This is a genomic window from Niallia circulans NBRC 13626, assembly GCF_001591585.1.
GTDB lineage: Bacteria > Bacillota > Bacilli > Bacillales > Cytobacillaceae > Niallia > Niallia circulans.
The window spans coordinates 144,574-163,941 of sequence record NZ_BCVE01000009.1 but is presented as its reverse complement, the minus strand read 5'-3'; the positions used below and the strand labels follow the sequence as shown (position 1 = coordinate 163,941).

Sequence of the window (19,368 nt, the reverse complement as noted above, 5' to 3'; positions counted from 1 at the left end):
ATATCTTAAAAAATAATATATCCAAGATTGAAACATTACCATATAATGAATAAATATACTGAAAATTCCGCCTACAATAAAAAGAGGGGAATAGACATAAGGAGGACAAAATGAAATATAAATTTGCTAATCGAATAGAAAGAGTAAAGCCATCAGCTATCCGCGAATTATTAAGATTAGGGGGAGATCCAGCTATTATTTCATTTGGGGGCGGATATCCAGACCCGGAAATTTTTCCTATTGAAAAATTAAGGAAGGTGTATGATCAGGTTTTGCAGGAAGAAGGAAAATTAGCGCTTCAATACACAGGGACAGAGGGGCTAATGTCATTAAGAGAAAAGCTTGTAAGTCGAGTAAAAACGATTGGGATAAGCTGTAGTGTTGATAATCTTTTTATTATTCAAGGAGGTCAGCAAGGTTTAGACCTTACAGCTAAAGCATTTATCGATAGAGGAGATATCATAATTACAGAGAATCCGACTTTTCTAGGAGCACTTGCTGCGTTTAACCCATATGAACCGGAATATGTAGGTGTTTCGATGGATGAAAATGGGATGCGTATGGACGAGCTTGAAGCGGCATTACAGAAGCATCCTAATGCAAAGCTTATCTATACGGTTCCTGAATTTCAGAATCCTACAGGTGTGACAATGAGCTTAGAGAGAAGAAAGGCCCTAGTAAGCTTAGCCAATAAATATAATGTGGTTATCGTAGAGGATAGTCCATATCGGGAAATACGTTATGAAGGGAAGGATTTGCCAGCGATTAAAAGTTTTGATACAGAGGGAAGAGTGATTCATATTGGCAGCTTCTCAAAAATTCTTAGTCCAGGTCTCCGCCTAGGTTGGTTAATTGCTAATCGTGATTTAGCGGAAAAACTAAGCCTATTAAAAATGGCTTCCGATACACAAAATTCTACCTTAAATATGTATGCAGTGAACCGATTTATGGACATGTATGATTTAGATGAACATATTGCCCATATTTGTGAAACGTATAAACAGAAAAAAGAAGTAATGTTCCAAACCTTACGCGATACTTTTCCTAATAGTATTACCTATACAAATCCACAGGGAGGATTGTTTACATGGCTTACTTTTCCACAGCATATCGATACAAAAATACTCATGCAGGAACACAGTTTACCAATCGCTAAGGTTGCCTATGTTCCTGGAGAGAGTTTTTTCCCTAATAAGCAAGAGAAAAATCATTGCCGAATAAATTATTCTTATATGTCAGAAGAAAAGATTATAAAGGGAATTACAAATTTGGGGGAAATAGTCAAGGACGTTTGTTAGAACTCTTAAATAACATAAGTACAAGTTAGTTACTTTTAATAACGTTTTGAATAATAGTAAGTGTTTTTGCTTGCAATTAAATAATCTCAGTATTAGGATAAAAAATGTAATAATATTTTTAAAATTTGGAGGTTGGATGATGAAAATTGGAATTATCTTAGGTAGCACTCGTCAAGGAAGAGTAAGTCCACAAGTTGGGGCATGGGTAAAGGAAATTGCTGACAAGCGTGGCGATGCCGAATATGAAATCGTTGATATTGCCGAATTTAACTTACCATTTTTAGGTGCAGCTGAAGGACAAGAGAATGTTGCAGCATGGAATGAAAAGTTAGCAAGCCTGGATGGCTTCGTATTTGTTGTAGCGGAATATAATCACAGTATTTCTGGCGCATTAAAAAATGCATTAGATTCTGCAAGAGAAGCATGGAATAATAAAGCAGCAGGAATCGTAAGTTATGGATCCACAGGTGGTGCACGTGCAGCAGAACACTTAAGAGGAATTCTGGGCGAATTACATATTGCAGATGTTCGCGTTCATCCTACCCTTTCACTATTTACAGATTTTGAGAACTTTACAACCTTTAAACCAGCACCTCTACATTTAGAAAATATGAATGCGATGCTTGACCAAGTAGTCGCTTGGAGCACTGCATTAAAAACCATTCGTGGATAATGCAGTACAGAGAGTAAGCCTTTTAAAGATTACTCTCTTTTTTGAGAAATATCGAAGAGATAAAGCCTTGTAAAATTTTTTAGAAGTCATTTTAAGAATAAGACAAATGGGTAATATTATAGAAGAAAAAATTTTTTACTGGAGGAAAAAATGAGTGCATTTTTAGAAGCAATAAAAAATCGTCGTTCCTATTATGGTATAAGCAAAGAAGCTGTTGTGTCGGATGAAAAAATCCAAGAAATAGTAAATGAAGCTGTGCTACATACGCCTTCTTCTTTTAATTCTCAAAGTTCAAGAGTGGTGGTTTTATTACAGGAACAGCATGATAAACTATGGGATATGACAGCAAGTGAGTTAGAAAAAATTGTTCCTGCTGAGAATTTCTCTTCTACAAAAGAAAAAATAAATTCTTTTAAAGCAGGATATGGAACAATTTTGTTCTTCGAAGATCAGGAAGTGATAGAAGGACTACAAAAACAATTTGCCTTATATGCTGAGAATTTTCCTGTTTGGGCTAATCAAACAAATGCCATGCATCAATTAGTCATTTGGACTGCTCTGGAGGAAGTGGGATTCGGAGCTTCTTTACAACACTACAATCCACTTATTGATGAGGCAGTACAAGGAGAATGGTCGATACCCTCTTCTTGGAAGCTTGTTGCCCAAATGCCATTCGGCAAGCCAATAGCAGAACCAGGAGAAAAAGAATTCAAACCATTAGAGGATCGCGTGAAAATATATAAATAAACAAGATAACCAGAAGGACTCCTGTAACAGGGGTTTTTCTATTAGTAAGAGATGGGCAGCATTACCTAAAGCAAAATAGAAGTAATATTTCTGTTGGTGTGATAGGATTATAGGATCATTATGAAGAAGGTGAAATGATGAAAATTGAAGTATGGTCAGACTTTGTGTGTCCATTTTGTTATATAGGAAAACGCCGTTTAGAGATTGCCTTAGAGCAATTTCCTTATAAAGATCAAGTGGAAGTAGAATTTAAGAGCTTTGAATTAGATCCAAATGCTGAAGTTTACAGTGGTAAAAGTATTCATGAAGTACTTGCTGGTAAATACAGAATGAGTATTGAAGAAGCAAAAAATGCTAATAACAATGTAGGAAGTCAAGCTGCAAGCACAGGCTTGAAATATGATTTTGATAATATGAAACCTACCAATACATTTGATGCCCATCGACTAACAAAGTATGCGAAAACGGTTGGAAAAGATAAAGAGCTAACCGAGCAGTTATTGCATGCCTACTTTACAGAAGGAAAACTAATAAGTGATCCAGATACTTTGGTGGAAATAGGGAAATCAGTAGGGTTGGAAGAGGAAGCACTAAGACAAGTATTGGCTGATTCCACAAGCTTTGCTAATGATGTCCGAATAGACGAAGCGCTTGCTAGCCAAATCGGCGTAACTGGTGTCCCATTCTTTGTAATCAATCAAAAATACTCTGTTTCTGGTGCGCAGCCTACAGAGACTTTCAAACGTGTGCTTGAACAAGTGTGGCAGGAAGACCATCCAGCCCCTAAATTTCAAGATCTTTCAGGAACTGATGCAGAAGGTGCTATTTGTACAGATGAAGGCTGCGAAATTCCGAAGAAATAACCCATATTTGATAAGAATAAATAAAAAAGAGCAAGGGATAGTCGCATGAGAGATGGCTATCTCTCTTTGTTATTTTTTTGAAAGCGTTTTTAAAAAAGTATACGATTTATAAGAAAATGTACTATACTATAAATAGATATACTAAGGGTTGGTTTTTAAAGTATAGACTTTTAAAGATAAATGTTTATAATTAAAATAACAAATAACATATTTAGAATTATTTCTTCTTAATTAAGGTGGCTCGTGTATGAACAAGTATGAAGCAATTGCAGTCGAAGTAAAACGTCGAATTAAAGAAAATTATTACCCATTGGATCATCCAATACCGGATGAAATATCATTATCTAAAGAGTTTTCTTGCAGTAGAATGACAATGAAAAGAGCATTGGACAAACTAGTGATGGAAGGGCTGCTCTATCGAAAAAGAGGGCATGGAACCTTTATAGTTCAATCCGCTTTGCATGCTAGCAGAGTAAATGTGTTAACAAATGAAATAACTGGACTTTCCAAGCTATTGGATGGCGAAAAGATTGAAAGCAAAATTATTAAATTTGAAGTCCATTTTCCTTCCGAGGAGGTTGCAGCCCACTTAGCGATAGATATTAAAACACCTGTATATTATTTAATCCGATTAAGATCTGTAAAAAGTGAACCATATGTTTTAGAAATTACTTATATGCCAACGACAGTTATTTCGGGATTAAATGATGCAGTGTTATATGGATCGGTTTATGAGCATATTACCAAAACATTAGGGTTAACCATAGCTGGTTCCCATCGAAAAATAAGAGCATGTAAATCAACAGAATTGGACCATGAACATCTGGAATGTGAATTAAATGATCCAATTCTAGAAGTAGAGCATGTAGGATATTTAAACAATGGCGTTCCATTTGAGTATTCCTTTTCCCGTCACCGCTATGACAAATTTGAAGTAACAACTGTAAATTTAAAAAGATAAATTGGTGGCTCAACACTATAGGGAAAATTCATTTAGTCTGTTTTTATATCATTGGATACAAACAAGGTGGAATGACGAAATCTTTTTCCTTAACTAATTAAATGAGAGATTGATTGTCTTTAATCAAAAAAGTAGTTATCCTTCGATGTGATAACTGCTTTTTTGTTCAAGTATGAAAAAAACAATTTGCATTAACGTTACGTTAATCTTTTATGATGGAATAGTCAGGAGATGAAAAGATGGAATATACCGTACAGTCATTAGGAAAGTTAGCTGGAGTAAGCACACGAACATTACGCTATTATGATGAAATTGATCTTCTCAAGCCGGCGAGAATCAATTCATCAGGATATCGGATTTATGGACCAAATGAAGTAGATAGGTTACAGCAAATTCTTTTTTACCGCGAATTAGATGTTCCATTAGAAACAATAAAAAAAATGATGGCTTCTCCTTCTTTTGACGTCAAAGAAGCGTTAAAGGAGCATCACGAAAAACTTCTGGCAAAGCATAAACAGTTAATACAATTGATTGAAAATGTTGAGAAAACGATGAAAACATTAGAAGGGAGTATGACAATGTCTGATAAAGAAAAGTTCGAGGGCTTTAAGAATAAGCTGATTTCTGATAATGAAGCAAAGTATGGGAAAGAACTGCGAGAAAAGTATGGCGAAAAAATTATCGACCAATCTAATGCGAAACTAATGAATATGTCTGAAGAGGATTACCGCAATATGATAGAGATAGAAAATAAGCTTTTTTCCACTCTTAAAGAAGCGCTAAAAGAAGGTAATCCTGCTGGGAAAGCTGCTCAGAATGCTGCTGATTTACATCGCCAATGGCTAACCTTCAATTGGCCAGAATACAAGAAAGAGGCACATGCAGGACTTGCTGATATGTATATTGCTGATGAACGATTTACGGCATATTATGATAAGGTGCAAGTAGGGACGACAGCGTTTTTACGCGAAGCTATTTTAATTTATACCGGTATGGATTCTGATTAATAGCTAGTTAATGAAAAAGCTCCTTGATGAAAATCAAGGAGCTTTCTTAACAAGTTATCGATTAAGAAGCGTTTCGAACTTTTTTTTCATCCGCTTTGTGCGATGCAGCATATCTCCAGCCGGTGAGAAGCAAACCAATGAAACAAAGGCTGCTGGATACAAGAAATACTACATGCATACCGCTTAGAAAAATATCAGGTCTACCAGGAATCAGGGCAGTTACTCGGTATCCTGCTTTCATGCTCATCACAGAGAATAAGATGCTTGTAGCAAGAGAAATACCAACAACCATTCCTAAGTTTCGAACAAGTGAATTAATGCTTCCAGCTATTCCTAACTGCTTTCGCTCTACGGTTGACATAATTAGCGAATTGTTAGGGGATTGGAAGAGACCCGAACTCGCACCAAGCATAATAATCCACAAGGCAAGGTGAGTTATAGAACTTCCTTCATGAAGGAATGTTAGTCCAATTTGAGCAGCAATCATTACTAATAATCCAGCAAAAGTAATGGCCTGACCGCTAATTTTGTCCGATAACGAGCCGCTTATTGGAGCCACAATGGCCATCGTAATCGGAAAGAGCATCAGAATATATCCTGAATGTAATGCAGACATCCCAAGAATGTCCTGTGTGTAAAATGGTGATAGGATATTAAAGCAGAAGTTCGCAATAAAAACGATAAATGCACAAAAAATACTAATAGAAAAAAGTGGATTTTTAAAAATCGAGAGCTCTAACATTGGGCTTTCTCTTCGATATTCCACCATGACAAAACTGATGAATGTAATCAAACCGATTAGGATAGAAGCAATAATCATCCAGTTGTTGTAGCCATATTGCTGACCAAGCAGTAAGCCGCCGATAAGGAGAATAATCGCAATGCTGAATAATAAACTTCCTGCTACATCGATTTTTGTCTTAGTTAGTGTTATATCCTTAGGCAGGGTCTTCCATGCTAGTGATATAGCAATAACGCCAATGGGGATGTTAATCCAGAATATGTATTCCCATCCTAAACTTGAAATAATAATTCCTCCTAAGCTTGGTCCAGTAATACTTCCTAGAGAGACAAAGGTACCAATAAGTCCTAGGGCTTTTCCTCTTTCTTTAACTGGAAAAATTTCTGTCACAATCCCTTGGCTATTTGCCATCGTCATAGCTGAACCAATTGCTTGGATAATTCGAGAAAAGACTAAAAAAGCAAGCGAACCACTCAAGCCACAAAGAAAAGAACCAATAATAAACAGAACAGATCCCCATTTAAAAACTTTGATTTTCCCAAATATGTCTCCCATTTTTCCGAAAAAAAGGATAACGGTACAAATGGTTAGTAAATAACTAATCACAATCCATTGAGAGTTAGCAAAAGCAAGACTTAATTGTTTAGATATAGTCGGAAGCGCAATATTGACAATACTCGCATCGAGCGTCCCCATAAATGTGAATATATTTAAAACAATAAAAATGAGCCATCGGCGCTGATGTCCTTCGTTTTTATTTTCAGTTACAGAAGTATGCAAATAATCACCTCATTTATTTAGTTGCATGAGCAACTATTATTGCTTTATTTTAAAATAAGTTAGTTGCGCAGGCAACTATTATTTTGTATGCTACAATCAGTGATTTTAGTGTTCGCTTTCCGAAGCGAAACTATCCGAGGGGGGAGGAACATAATGAGCGATATACCAATTGGAAGGATTGTATCGATGATTCACAGGCAGAATCAGAAATTCCTTTCCAAGGAATTAAAACCTTATGAATTAGGAAATGGTGGGCAGCAAGCTTTTTTGAAAACAATTATTGCGAAACCAGGAATTAATCAAGACGAACTTTCCTTTGTTTTAAAATTTGATAAAGCAACAACAGCTAGAGCGGTAAAACATCTAGAAAGCGTGGGATATATTGTTAGGCATACAGATGATAACGATCGGCGTGCCAATAATTTATATCCAACTACAAAAGCATTGAACATTTTTCCAGAGATACAAAAAGTGCTAGAAAGATTAAATAAAGAGATGACGAAAAATCTAACAGAAGAAGAGGAGCAGCAATTACTTTCCTTACTATTGAAGATTTATCCAGAATTAATGAGTAATATGGTGACGGTAGAGAAGGAAAAATGAAAGTAGGAGGGGAATAAAAAATTCCCCTCCTACTTTCATTTTTCTGCTAAATATTCGACCAAGCTTAGCCAATTATTCTCGATTAAGGTTGGAAGCAGGGATTTGTTTCCCTTTTCAATACATGTAATAATCTCGTAATGCTGTTTGATCGACTTTTTCCCAGCGATAGTATTAAATTTTAATAATTCTAAACGCCGAATTTTAGGGAGAAGTCGTTCTAGAGCGATAACTATTTCTGGATTTTGAGATGCTTCTAAAATAACGGCATGAAATTGGTCGTCTTTTTGGATTGCTTTATACTTATCCTCAGATTTGAGTGCTTCACCAAATTCGTTATTAATGGCCTTCATTTTTTCGACATCGGTAGAAGATAAAGTAATAGAAGCTAATTTAGCTGCTAATGCATGGAGGGCGGCAACGACTGTTAAGGCATGCATTGCTTGGTCTACTTCTATTAGGCTGACAATGGTTTCTGAACCTGGAGAAGTTACAATTAATCCTTCATCCTCCAATTTTTTGATTGCTTCTCGTACAGGGGTTCTGCTTACACCAAATTGTTCAGCCAGTGCCTTATCGTTAATTCTTTCCCCTGGTGTTAATTCAAGATGAATGATTGCTGATTTTAATTGTTCGTATACTTGATCTCTTAATGATTGACGAGGAATATGCCTAATATTTTTCATAGCAATAATATATCATAATTTGGTTATATTAGGGAAAAAGAGTATTTTTCACTATTTTGTCATACTTTATTGTTTACATTTATACGATACGGGGGTATGATATAAATATAAGGTGGAATATGGAAGAAGGGGGGGGAGACTTATTGGAGAAGAAGGAACAAGGAATAGATAATTGCCATATTACGAGTGACCGAAAAAGTCATCATTCAGATAAAGTAAAGCAAAACTTAGTCACTAGGCTAAATCGGATTGAAGGCCAGATCAGAGGCATAAAAGGGTTAATCGAAAAAGATACGTATTGTGATGATGTTATTACACAAATTTCTGCGACTCAATCTGCTTTAAATAGTGTAGCAAAGATTTTATTAGAAGGACATTTAAAAAACTGTGTTGTTGAACGTATCCAAGAAGGCGACATGGAAGTAGTCGACGAGGTTTTAACAACTATTCAGAAATTAATGAAAAAATAAGGAGTGTTTTAAATGGAAAATGTAACATTAACAGTAGAGGGCATGTCTTGTAATCATTGTGTGAAAGCGGTAGAAGGAAGCGTAGGAGAGCTTAATGGAGTTTCTGCTGTCAAAGTTCATTTAAAAGAAGGATTAGTTGATGTTTCATACAATGCAAATGAAGTAACTCTAGATATGATTAAGGAAACAATTGATGAGCAAGGTTATGATGTAAAGTAATTTAAAGAGGAAATGTGCTGTTTTTTTGCACATTTTTATTTTTAATAAAATATACCCTATATAGGTATAAGGAGTTTTGTGATATGGCGGAACAAAGTGTTATGAAAAGGAAAGAGCAAGTAAAAGAACAAACCTTTGAAATTACGGGAATGACTTGTGCTGCTTGTGCAACTCGTATTGAAAAAGGATTAAATAAAATGCAAGGTGTAGAGAATGCTACTGTAAATTTGGCGCTGGAAAAAGCGACAGTTAAATATAGGGTGGATGAACTCTCCCCAAGCGAAATTAAAGAAAAAGTGGAAGGGTTAGGTTATGGAATTGTTACGGAAAAAATTGAATTAGACATTTCAGGAATGACCTGCGCAGCATGTGCAACAAGAATTGAAAAAGGACTTAATAAAATGGCTGGGGTGAATAAAGCAACCGTTAATCTGGCTTTAGAAAATGCCACGGTAGAATATAATCCAGCCACTGTTGTACCTGAGGAACTAATTGGTAAAGTAACAAAGCTTGGTTATGGGGCAACGAAGAAAGAATCAAAACAAGCATTCATCAATCAAAAAGAAGCAGAATTTAAGAGACAAAAACGAAAATTTATCTTCTCGATGATTTTATCACTGCCTCTTTTATGGACAATGGTGGGCCACTTTTCCTTTACTTCTTTTCTATATGTCCCAGATTTATTGATGAATCCATGGGTTCAGATGGCATTGGCAACTCCTATTCAATTTTTTGTCGGGAAGCAGTTTTATGTAGGGGCATATAAAGCATTGAAAAATAAGAGCGCTAATATGGATGTTCTAGTTGCGTTAGGAACTTCCGCTGCCTATTTTTATAGCGTTTATTTATCCTTTGAAGCATTGGGACATTCTGGCCACCCTGCAGGGCTTTATTTTGAAACAAGTGCAATCTTGATTACCTTAATTCTATTAGGGAAATTATTTGAAACTAAAGCAAAAGGAAGATCTTCTGAGGCAATAAAAAAACTAATGGGGCTTCAAGCGAAAACAGCGGTTGTTATTCGCCACGGAGAACAAATGGAAATACCGCTTGAAGAAGTTGTGGCTGGTGAGATACTGCTTGTAAAACCAGGTGAAAAAATTCCTGTTGATGGAGAAATTATCGAAGGACAGTCTGCCATTGATGAATCCATGTTAACGGGGGAGAGCATTCCAGTTGATAAACAGGCTGGGGACACTGTTATAGGGGCCACCATAAATAAAAATGGCTTTTTAAAAATAAAAGCAACAAAGGTTGGCAAAGAAACCGCACTGGCACAAATCATTAAAGTGGTCGAAGAAGCACAAGGTTCGAAAGCGCCCATTCAGCGTTTGGCCGATCATATTTCTGGTATTTTTGTGCCCATTGTTGTGAGTCTTGCGCTGATTACTTTTCTTTTCTGGTATTTTATCATTACACCTGGTGATTTTGCGGAAAGTCTCGAAAAGCTGATCGCTGTTTTAGTTATTGCTTGTCCTTGTGCATTAGGGCTTGCGACACCGACATCTATTATGGCTGGATCAGGAAGAGCTGCAGAATATGGAATATTATTTAAAGGTGGAGAACACCTAGAAATGACCCATAAAATTGATACGATTTTATTAGATAAGACAGGAACTGTAACAAATGGAAAGCCAATCTTAACAGATATAGTAACGGAATGGCAAGAAGAAGAATTACTTTCTTTAGTGGGAGCGGCGGAAAGCAAATCCGAACATCCTCTTGCAGAGGCGATAGTCAAAGGAATTACAGAGCGAGGGATTGTTCTGCGAGAAACTGCTGACTTTGAAGCAATCCCAGGTTTCGGAATTCGTGCAAATGTGGATGGCCGTGAACTCTTAGTCGGAACACGACGATTAATGGATCGTTACCGGATAAATGTCGGGAAAATTCTTCCGATTATGAAAGACCTGGAATCCCAAGGGAAAACAGCGATGCTTGTAAGTGTTAATGGCAAATATGCTGGACTGCTGGCTGTAGCCGATACAATTAAACAAACTTCTAAAAATGCCATTAAACGATTAAAACAGATGAACATTGATGTCATGATGATTACAGGAGATAACCAGCAAACAGCGGAAGCCATCGGACGACAAGCAGGAATTGACCATATCATTGCAGAGGTATTGCCAGATGGAAAAGCAGAAGCAGTGAAAAAACTACAGCAACAAGGAAAAAAAGTGGCAATGGTTGGAGATGGAATCAATGATGCTCCTGCACTAGCATTAGCGGATATCGGGATGGCGATTGGAACAGGAACAGATATTGCCATGGAGGCAGCTGATATTACACTTATCCGTGGAGATTTACAAGCAATTGCAGACAGTATCTTAATCAGTAGAAAAACGATAACAAATATTAAACAAAACTTATTCTGGGCTTTTGGCTACAATACGCTTGGTATACCAATTGCGGCAATTGGTTTGCTTGCACCATGGCTTGCTGGTGCTGCAATGGCTTTTAGTTCCGTATCTGTTGTACTAAATGCTCTTCGCTTGCAGCGTTTAAAACTATAAGAGCAAAACAATTTTCTGTTTGCTTCATAATCTTTGCCACTTTATCTCATACTAGAATAGTACGTAATTATTTCTAGCGGGAGGTAATGAATAATGGCGAAGCAGAAAAAGTCTGAAGTAAATAACCAATGGGCAACTGCTAATACAGAAGTTACAAGTAAAAAGCAGCATAAAACAGCAACAGATAACCAGTGGACTTCAACAAATAAGAAGCAATAAAATTTGATTAAAATAAAGAGGTTGGAACACAAGTCTCTTTAAGTAAAAAAAAGTGAAGTCGCCGGGTGTGATTTCACTTTTTTTACTTGCTTTAAGGAATTTTAGCAAAATTTCACCTAATTAATGGAATATTTTCCCACAGCGATTATTAATGCTTAAACCAGTTTTATTTTTAACTCTGGATTTCTCAAAAGCCTATAGCGTTTGTGAATCTAAAAACTGGCTTCTCATCAATCTTAGATTGATGGTAAATCTTAGCTGTTTCCTCTTCTGAAAGCTTCGTTTCAGTATACCTTTTTTGGTTCTTCCCATTTTTATTCACAATTAGCTTGCGATTCGCCTTTTCTTTTTTCGCTACAGAAAAATATCCGCCTTTTCTATTTTCTAACCCTTTTTTAAGTTAGGATAAAAATAAGGATAAAGGGAAAATTTAAAATTTTCCAGAAATAATTAGCGATTTAAATTAAAAAGAATTAATAAGCATAGAAAAACAGCTTCAAAAGGTAACTGTCTGTCTTCTTTATTTAAAAAATAATGAGGGAGGAATACATAATGATAAACTCAGGTAGTTTATATCAAATTAGTAGCAGTAAAGGTTACCATCCTAAGGTTACTGCTTATTACTTCAAAGAGTGGGATGGATTTTATATGGCCAATCATACGCATTCTTCTATGGAAATTATGTATGTTATATCTGGTGAATGCCGGGTGGAGGTAGAAAGGCAAGATTTTCAAATGAAAAAGCATCAATTTATTTTTATTGATAGTGAAGTACCCCACCGTTTGATTGTTGAAAAAAATAAGCCTTGTAGAATGTTGAATTTGGAATTTGCATTAACTGAAATGAATCGTACATTTCCTCCTATTAATGAGCTTGCAGAAGAAAGCAAAGAATTACAAGAATTACTAGTAATGAAAGAGGCCTATCATTTTTTGAAAGATAGAAACGGTGTTTTTCACTCATTAAGAAATCTAGTGTTGGAGTTAGACAGTCAGATGAATGATACAAGCGACAATTATTTAATGGTTCATATAATTTTTACCCAGTTATTATTACTTATTGCAAGAAATGTAGTTCAAGCTAAAAATGAATCCACACAGCTATCGAATCTATATTTAAAAAAGGTAATTGAATATCTTCATGAGAATTATGATTATGATATAAGAATAGAGCATCTATCTGCGATTACTCATCTTCACCCTAATTATATCCATCGAATTTTTAAGGAGTCAATGGGATGTACCATCATTGAATACTTAACCAAGATTAGAATAGAGAAAGCGAAAATGCTTATTACACAAACAGATATACCGATTACGAAAGTTGCTAGTTTTATTGGGATGAATAGTAGTCAATATTTTAGCAAGGTATTTAAAAAGCACATTGGTATAACTCCTTCAGCCCTAAGAAAGAAGGGGATCATAGACTAAATTTTAACAGGTTAGAATAGTACACAAAAATCTAAAGAAGAGATGAGATTATTTAAAGCGTTTACATTTTTCCGATGGTAACATAAATATAACGAAAAGGAGGGTTAAAATGGCATTTAAAGTTACATTTATAGGCGCTGGAAGCATTGGGTTTACGAGAGGTCTATTAAGAGATTTACTCTCTGTACCAGAGTTTAGAAACATGGAAGTATCTTTTACTGACATAAATCAAGATAATTTGGCTATGGTAACGCAACTATGCCAACGTGACATTAATGAAAATGGTTTGAAAATCACTATTCATTCTACTACTAATCGCAGAGAAGCGTTGTTGGGTGCAAAGTATATTTTTAATGTGGTTCGTATTGGAGGACTGTCTGCATTTCAAAAAGATATTGAGATACCTTTGAAATACGGAATAGATCAATGCGTTGGTGATACGTTAAGTGCTGGTGGAATTATGTATGGTCAACGAGGAATAGCTGAAATGTTAGAAATTTGCAAAGATATTAAAGAGGTGGCAGAAGAGGATTGTCTTCTATTAAACTATGCAAATCCGATGGCAATGATAACATGGGCTTGTAACAAATATGGCGGTATCCGAACTATTGGCTTATGTCATGGCGTACAAGGCGGGCATAGACAAATCGCTAATGTATTAGGAAAAGACAAAAATGACCTTGATATTATTTGTGCTGGTATTAATCATCAAACTTGGTATATCAAGGTTGGCTATAAGGGACAGGATCAAACTAGTAAATTATTGACTGCTTTTGAAAATCATCCAGAATACAGCCAAACAGAAAAAGTAAGGATTGACATGCTACGCAGATTCGGTTATTACAGTACAGAGTCCAATGGGCATCTCAGTGAGTATGTTCCATGGTATCGAAAAAGACCAGAAGAAATAAGGGAATGGATTGATTTAGGGTCATGGATTAACGGAGAAACTGGAGGGTATTTAAGGGTTTGTACAGAAGGGCGTACTTGGTTTAAAACTGATTTTCCTAATTGGTTAAAGGATCCTGCTCTTGAATATAAGCAAGAGAATAGGAGTGAAGAGCATGGTTCCTATATTTTAGAAGGGCTTGAAACAGGGAGAGTATATCGAGGTCACTTTAATATGGTTAACAATGGAGTAATTTCAAACCTTCCAGATGACGCTATTATTGAAGCACCAGGCTATGTAGATAGAAATGGTATTAATATGCCTCTAGTTGGAGAATTACCACTCGGATGTGCAGCAGTATGTAATGTGAGTATTTCTGTACAACGATTGGCAGTGGAAGCTGCAGTGAGAGGTGATGATCAATTATTACGTCAAGCGATGATGATGGATCCACTTGTTGGTGCGGTTTGTAATCCGAAAGAAATATGGCAGATGGTTGATGAATTATTAGTTGCTCAAGCAGAATGGCTCCCTCAATATGCAGAAGCAATAGCAGAAGCGAAAATTAGACTGAAATCTGGGAACCTTCTACCGACAAAAGAATATCGTGGAGCAGCAAGATTAAAAGTAAAAACAATTGAAGAAATGGAGAAAGACAGGGAAGCTGCAAATAAAAATGCAGGGGAAGCAGATAAAGCAAAAGAACGCCCAGTTAGTAAGCAGATAAAGGAGTTATAGTTTAGTTAAAGATAACTATAAGTTGGGAGGTAACTAGATGAAAATTAGTAATCCAATTAAAAGTGGGATATGGATACTTTTAGTTATGTTTATTGTAATCGGTTGCAGCAGTAATAGTACTTCCAGTGGTAAAACCAGTTCAGGAAATGGAAAAACAATTCAATTAACGATGCAAGCATGGGGAAACCCTGCAGAATTAAAAGTTTATCAGAAAGCAATTGATGGGTTTATGGATGAAAACCCTAATATTAGGGTGAAACTAGTTCCGGTTTCAAGTGATCAGTATGATCAAAAGCTAATGACTTCTTTACAAGGAAGTAAGGGACCAGATGTGTTTTATGCACATGAGCCAACTATGCCGCAAATGATAGAGGCAGATGTGGTACAACCATTGGATGATTTTTTTAATAGTGAAGCAAGTTATGTGAACTTAAAGGAGTTTCCTGAAGGATTATTTGGTCCAGCAAGACAAGAAGGAATTACCTATGGAGTTGCTCCAGATGCAAACCCGATGGTTATCTATTATAATAAGACCATTTTTAAAGAGGCTGGTCTAAAAACGCCACAAGAATATTATGAAGAGGGCAATTGGAACTGGGATACATTTATTGAGGTTACTAGTAAGATTAAGGAATCAGGAAAAGAAGGATTAATTATGGAAAACTGGCAGGGGCATTGGTATAGTTGGATTTGGTCAAATGGAGGAAGAATCTTTGATGAAGAAGGTAATTTTGTATTACCAGAAAATGAGAAAGCGAAGGAAACCTTTCATTTTTTACATGATTTAGTTTCCAATGGAAATGCAGTATATGCAGGTTCGCTACCACAAGGTCAAGGGGTTGACGCCATGTTTATGTCTAATCAAGTAGGTATGGTAGCAGGCGGTCGCTGGTTTACTCCCCAATTCGATCAAAATCCTAGTTTAGATTATGATTATATCTATTTTCCGAGTAACACTAAAGAAAAACAAGAAATGGTAAGTGTACCAGTAGCCTATATGTCAGTAAATAAGAAAAGTGAGCATTTGGAAGAAGCGATGAAATTTGTGTCTTATTATGTTGGGAAAGAAGGGCAAGAAGCAAGAACTGGAAAAGACGGAAATGCACTCCCATCTCTCCCTTCCGCAGATGAAAATGCACTAGAAGGTAGTAGTGAAAAACATATGGAGTATTTATTTGATGGGCGGAATAATGGTTTTACACATGGTTCTAACTTTGCGCGTGATGCCCAATTTGCAGGATTAACGACTGAAATATCGGAGACAATTGACTTAATGTTCCTTGGTAAAGAAGACGCTGATACTACTATTGATAAGGTAATTAAGATAATTAATCAGTATGTGGATAAATAATTCTATCTTTCTAAAAAGAGAGAATATACCAAGAAGATAAACCTTCTTGGTATATTTTCCTAAAGGGGTGTGGGGCAGTTGGCTAGAAAAAATGCGAATTTATGGGGTTTTCTTTTTATTAGTCCTCAGCTATTAGGGTTGCTGTTTTTTTCGTTAGTTCCATTAATCTATGCCTTTTATTTAAGCTTTACAGACTGGAGTGGATTTGGGAGTAGCAGCTTTATTGGAATATCTAATTATATTAATCAAATAAATAACCCTGATTTTTGGAAGGCAATGGTTAATACAATCTATTATATGTTTTTAGTTGTACCTATTGGAATTGCGTTAGCTCTAATTTTAGCTGTTGCCCTTAATAAAGTAAAAGGTAAAGCAATCTACCGTGTCTTTTTCTTTATGCCTGTAGTAACAAGTTCAGTTTCTGTAGGGGTAATATTTATGTGGATTCTAAATGGAGATTTCGGTATTTTAAATGAATTGTTATCCTATATTGGGATAACTGGACCTCATTGGTTAACTGATACTAAGTGGGTAATACCTTCCATTGCATTATTAAGTATATGGTGGGGGCTTGGATATAACATGGTAATTTTCTTGGCAGGACTACAAGGCATATCAAGGAGCTATTATGAAGCTGCAGAAATGGATGGGGCAAATGCTATTCAGAAATTTAGGCACATAACGTTACCATTACTAACACCAACTACCTTTTTTGTAACAATCATGACCATCATTTCTTCCTTCCAAGTATTTGACCAAGCATTTGTTATGACAAATGGTGGACCTGCAAAGGCAAGTTATACCATTGTCTTCCACATTTATGATCAGGCATTTGTTGATTTTACGATGGGAAAGAGTGCCGCTGCTTCCATGATATTATTCGTTATTATTTTAATCTTTACACTTATCCAATTTAAATTTCAAAAAAGGTGGGTGTTTTATGGAGAATAAATATGTATTAAATACTGATACTAAATTTGACATCCAAAAAGCACGTAAGAGACGAACATTTATCCCAAAATTAGTTCTGCATTTTATATTGGGAATTGGGGCACTAGTAATGATCTTCCCGTTTGTTTGGACGATCCTTAGCTCCTTAAAGGATATGTCCCAAATATTTGTTATTCCGCCAAAATGGATTCCTGATCCTTTTGTTTGGAGTAATTTTCTTGATTCTTTACAGGCAATGCCCTTTAATTTAGCGTACTTTAATAGCTTTTATATTACTGTTATTATCGTGGGCTTTACATTATTCACTGCTTCAATGGCAGCTTATGCCTTTGCAAAAATTAATTTTAAAGGTGCCAATCTTCTTTTTATTTTATTTCTGGCTACGATGATGATACCAAAGCAGGTTACAATGATTCCTTTATATTTGGTAATGGATAAATTAGGTTGGTTAGATACTCATTTAACATTAATTGTACCAGGAGCACTATTTAATGCTTTTGCAGTATTTTTATTAAGACAATTTGTTATGGGGATTCCAAAAGAGTTAGAAGAAGCAGCTATAATGGACGGGGCAGGATATGTTCGAATATATTGGAATATCATATTACCATTAATTCGACCTGCTTTAGCTGCCATTGGTATCTTTACTTTTATGCAATCTTGGAATAACTTTCTTGATCCTTTGATATATCTGAATTCTCCTGAGAACTTTACTGTACCTTTATTATTAAATTCTTTTAAAGGGCTATATACAGCTGACTGGTCGTTAATGATGGCAGGTACAGTTATATCTATTATTCCAGTATTAATTGTGTATATTATTGCACAGCGTCATATAATTGAAGGAATATCCATAACAGGCATGAAGGGATAAGTATATGAGGTTAATAATTTGATTGTTTGTTTTAATATATCTTAAGCTCCTGCAAAATCTTTTCCTGATAAATGCACAGAACTATATTGTGTTTGGTGGAGTGGTAGGAGGTTATACGCCTCCTGCCACTCAATAATAGACTAAATATAGGAACATTATTTTGAAGCAGCTTCCTGCATCGCTTTAAACCGTTCGATATCATCAGGATTCCCAAAGCTTCGTTCGTTTGTATCGAGGGAAGTAATGGTTTTTATATCCTCTGAATCAAGTGCGAAACCAAATAAATCAGCATTTTCCATAATGCGATGTTCATGAACTGATTTAGGAATAATGATGGTATCACGTTCTAAATGCCATCTTAGAATTACTTGGGCAACTGTTTTATTGTGTTTTTTAGCAATCTCCGTTAAAGCTGGTAAATCGAATAATCCATTCTTACCTTGTCCAAGCGGTGCCCACGCTTCATGGGCAATATTATGTTGTGCTAAGTAATTTCTTAGTTCCACCTGTTGGAAAAGAGGATGTGTTTCAACTTGATTTAGCATAGGAGTGATTCTCGCTGTTTCCGCTAATTTTTCTAAATGGTGGATTTGGAAGTTGCATACACCAATTGCGCGGATTAACCCCTCTTCATAAAGATCTTCCATTGCTCTCCATGTTTCTTCAAATCCAGGTGCAGCCCAGTGAATAAGATAAAGATCTAAATAATCTAACTGAAGCTTCTTTAAAGATTCATGAAATGCCTTCTTTGTTTCTTCATAACCAAAATCTGTTACCCACACTTTTGTAGTGATAAACAATTCTTCACGAGGGACACCAGCAGCTTTTATCGCAGTGCCTACAAATTCTTCGTTTTCATATCTTGTAGCGGTATCAATGGAGCGATAACCATTTTTTATGGCTGCAAGGACACTTTCTTCACATTCTTTTGGATCATTTACTAAGAAAACACCAAAACCTAAATAAGGAATTTCTACGCCATTGCTTAGTTTTTTTGTTGAATTGATTGATAATTCCATCTTTTCACCTCGTTAGAATATAGTTTTCCTATTCTAAGAGTAGCGCTTTCTTGAGGGATTATCAAATAATTGAGATGAAATGCATGGATTGTACGAAGGGGGGGAGCCGTATGTAATAGGTTCGGAGTCGCAAGTAAAAAGCGAAAAGTCGCAAGGAAAAGATAAATAACCGCAAAAAAATGCCGAAACCCGCAAGTAATTTGCTAAAAACAGCAAGCATCTAGGCAAATGACGCAATGAAAATAATCCCTTAAAAATAAGTGACTACAAATTATCATAAAATTAGTTTGAGTTTCACTTAAAAGGGGTACTGTACCAACAAACAACAGGCTGT

19 protein-coding genes are annotated in these 19,368 nt (G+C 35.8%); 16 read left to right on the top strand and 3 right to left on the bottom strand.

Features of this window, described 5'->3' with window-relative positions:
• The first annotated feature begins 110 nt into the window (after positions 1-110).
• The 6 genes from BCI01S_RS13500 (at position 111) to BCI01S_RS13475 (ending at position 5,549) form a co-directional block, all read left to right on the top strand.
• Positions 111-1,298, top strand: coding sequence for an aminotransferase-like domain-containing protein (locus tag BCI01S_RS13500; protein ID WP_061799154.1), 1,188 nt, complete (start codon positions 111-113; stop codon positions 1,296-1,298).
• A gap of 139 nt (positions 1,299-1,437) precedes the next feature.
• Positions 1,438-1,971, top strand: coding sequence for an NADPH-dependent FMN reductase (locus BCI01S_RS13495; protein WP_095258633.1), 534 nt, complete (start codon positions 1,438-1,440; stop codon positions 1,969-1,971).
• A 150-nt stretch (positions 1,972-2,121) separates the two neighbouring features.
• The gene (locus tag BCI01S_RS13490) at positions 2,122-2,718 is read left to right on the top strand and encodes a nitroreductase family protein (RefSeq protein ID WP_047942339.1); all 597 of its coding nucleotides are present in this window, start codon (positions 2,122-2,124) and stop codon (positions 2,716-2,718) included.
• A 137-nt stretch (positions 2,719-2,855) separates the two neighbouring features.
• Entirely contained in the window at positions 2,856-3,581 is a 726-nt protein-coding gene (locus tag BCI01S_RS13485; protein WP_047942338.1) for a DsbA family oxidoreductase, read from the top strand.
• 247 nt (positions 3,582-3,828) lie between these two features.
• Positions 3,829-4,542: a GntR family transcriptional regulator gene (locus BCI01S_RS13480; RefSeq protein ID WP_047942337.1), complete on the top strand. Its 714-nt coding sequence runs from the start codon at positions 3,829-3,831 to the stop codon at positions 4,540-4,542.
• A gap of 239 nt (positions 4,543-4,781) precedes the next feature.
• Entirely contained in the window at positions 4,782-5,549 is a 768-nt protein-coding gene (locus BCI01S_RS13475) for a MerR family transcriptional regulator (protein WP_061799149.1), read from the top strand.
• 61 nt (positions 5,550-5,610) lie between these two features.
• Here the strand turns inward: BCI01S_RS13475 and BCI01S_RS13470 are convergent, their stop codons facing one another.
• Entirely contained in the window at positions 5,611-7,071 is a 1,461-nt protein-coding gene (locus tag BCI01S_RS13470; RefSeq protein WP_061799144.1) for an MFS transporter, read from the bottom strand.
• 153 nt (positions 7,072-7,224) lie between these two features.
• Here BCI01S_RS13470 and BCI01S_RS13465 point away from each other — a divergent pair, with 153 nt between their 5' ends.
• On the top strand, positions 7,225-7,674 hold the full coding sequence (locus BCI01S_RS13465; RefSeq protein ID WP_061799142.1) for a MarR family winged helix-turn-helix transcriptional regulator: 450 nt from the start codon (positions 7,225-7,227) through the stop codon (positions 7,672-7,674).
• Positions 7,675-7,709: 35 nt separating this feature from the next.
• On the opposite strand, the gene BCI01S_RS13460 is transcribed toward BCI01S_RS13465, so the two are convergent.
• A complete protein-coding gene (locus tag BCI01S_RS13460; protein ID WP_061799140.1) occupies positions 7,710-8,357 on the bottom strand; it encodes a GntR family transcriptional regulator in 648 nt (215 codons plus the stop codon).
• A 119-nt stretch (positions 8,358-8,476) separates the two neighbouring features.
• Between BCI01S_RS13460 and BCI01S_RS13455 the strand changes: the two genes are divergently transcribed.
• The 9 genes from BCI01S_RS13455 to BCI01S_RS13420 all read left to right on the top strand — a co-directional run bounded on the left by BCI01S_RS13455 (position 8,477) and on the right by BCI01S_RS13420 (position 18,015).
• Positions 8,477-8,827: a metal-sensitive transcriptional regulator gene (locus BCI01S_RS13455; RefSeq protein ID WP_061799138.1), complete on the top strand. Its 351-nt coding sequence runs from the start codon at positions 8,477-8,479 to the stop codon at positions 8,825-8,827.
• Between the two features lie 12 nt (positions 8,828-8,839).
• Positions 8,840-9,046 carry a copper chaperone CopZ gene (gene copZ, locus BCI01S_RS13450; protein ID WP_047942331.1) on the top strand — a complete coding sequence of 69 codons (207 nt, stop codon included), beginning with the start codon at positions 8,840-8,842 and terminating at the stop codon, positions 9,044-9,046.
• 83 nt (positions 9,047-9,129) lie between these two features.
• A complete protein-coding gene (locus tag BCI01S_RS13445; protein WP_172885245.1) occupies positions 9,130-11,562 on the top strand; it encodes a heavy metal translocating P-type ATPase in 2,433 nt (810 codons plus the stop codon).
• Between the two features lie 93 nt (positions 11,563-11,655).
• Positions 11,656-11,781: a hypothetical protein gene (locus BCI01S_RS26220; RefSeq protein ID WP_095258636.1), complete on the top strand. Its 126-nt coding sequence runs from the start codon at positions 11,656-11,658 to the stop codon at positions 11,779-11,781.
• Between the two features lie 552 nt (positions 11,782-12,333).
• A complete protein-coding gene (locus tag BCI01S_RS13440) occupies positions 12,334-13,212 on the top strand; it encodes a helix-turn-helix transcriptional regulator (protein WP_061799131.1) in 879 nt (292 codons plus the stop codon).
• Positions 13,213-13,321: 109 nt separating this feature from the next.
• Complete coding sequence (locus tag BCI01S_RS13435) at positions 13,322-14,839, top strand: alpha-glucosidase/alpha-galactosidase (protein WP_047942329.1); 1,518 nt, start codon at positions 13,322-13,324, stop codon at positions 14,837-14,839.
• A 37-nt stretch (positions 14,840-14,876) separates the two neighbouring features.
• Positions 14,877-16,190 (top strand): ABC transporter substrate-binding protein, encoded by a 1,314-nt coding sequence (locus tag BCI01S_RS13430; RefSeq protein ID WP_053215675.1) that lies wholly within the window; start codon positions 14,877-14,879, stop codon positions 16,188-16,190.
• A 78-nt stretch (positions 16,191-16,268) separates the two neighbouring features.
• Positions 16,269-17,141: a carbohydrate ABC transporter permease gene (locus BCI01S_RS13425; RefSeq protein WP_047942328.1), complete on the top strand. Its 873-nt coding sequence runs from the start codon at positions 16,269-16,271 to the stop codon at positions 17,139-17,141.
• The gene (locus BCI01S_RS13420) at positions 17,131-18,015 is read left to right on the top strand and encodes a carbohydrate ABC transporter permease (protein WP_095258638.1); all 885 of its coding nucleotides are present in this window, start codon (positions 17,131-17,133) and stop codon (positions 18,013-18,015) included. Before BCI01S_RS13425 ends, BCI01S_RS13420 begins: the two co-directional genes overlap by 11 nt.
• A gap of 155 nt (positions 18,016-18,170) precedes the next feature.
• On the opposite strand, the gene BCI01S_RS13415 is transcribed toward BCI01S_RS13420, so the two are convergent.
• Positions 18,171-19,034: an aldo/keto reductase gene (locus tag BCI01S_RS13415; protein ID WP_061799126.1), complete on the bottom strand. Its 864-nt coding sequence runs from the start codon at positions 19,032-19,034 to the stop codon at positions 18,171-18,173.
• Between the last annotated feature and the right edge of the window lie 334 nt (positions 19,035-19,368).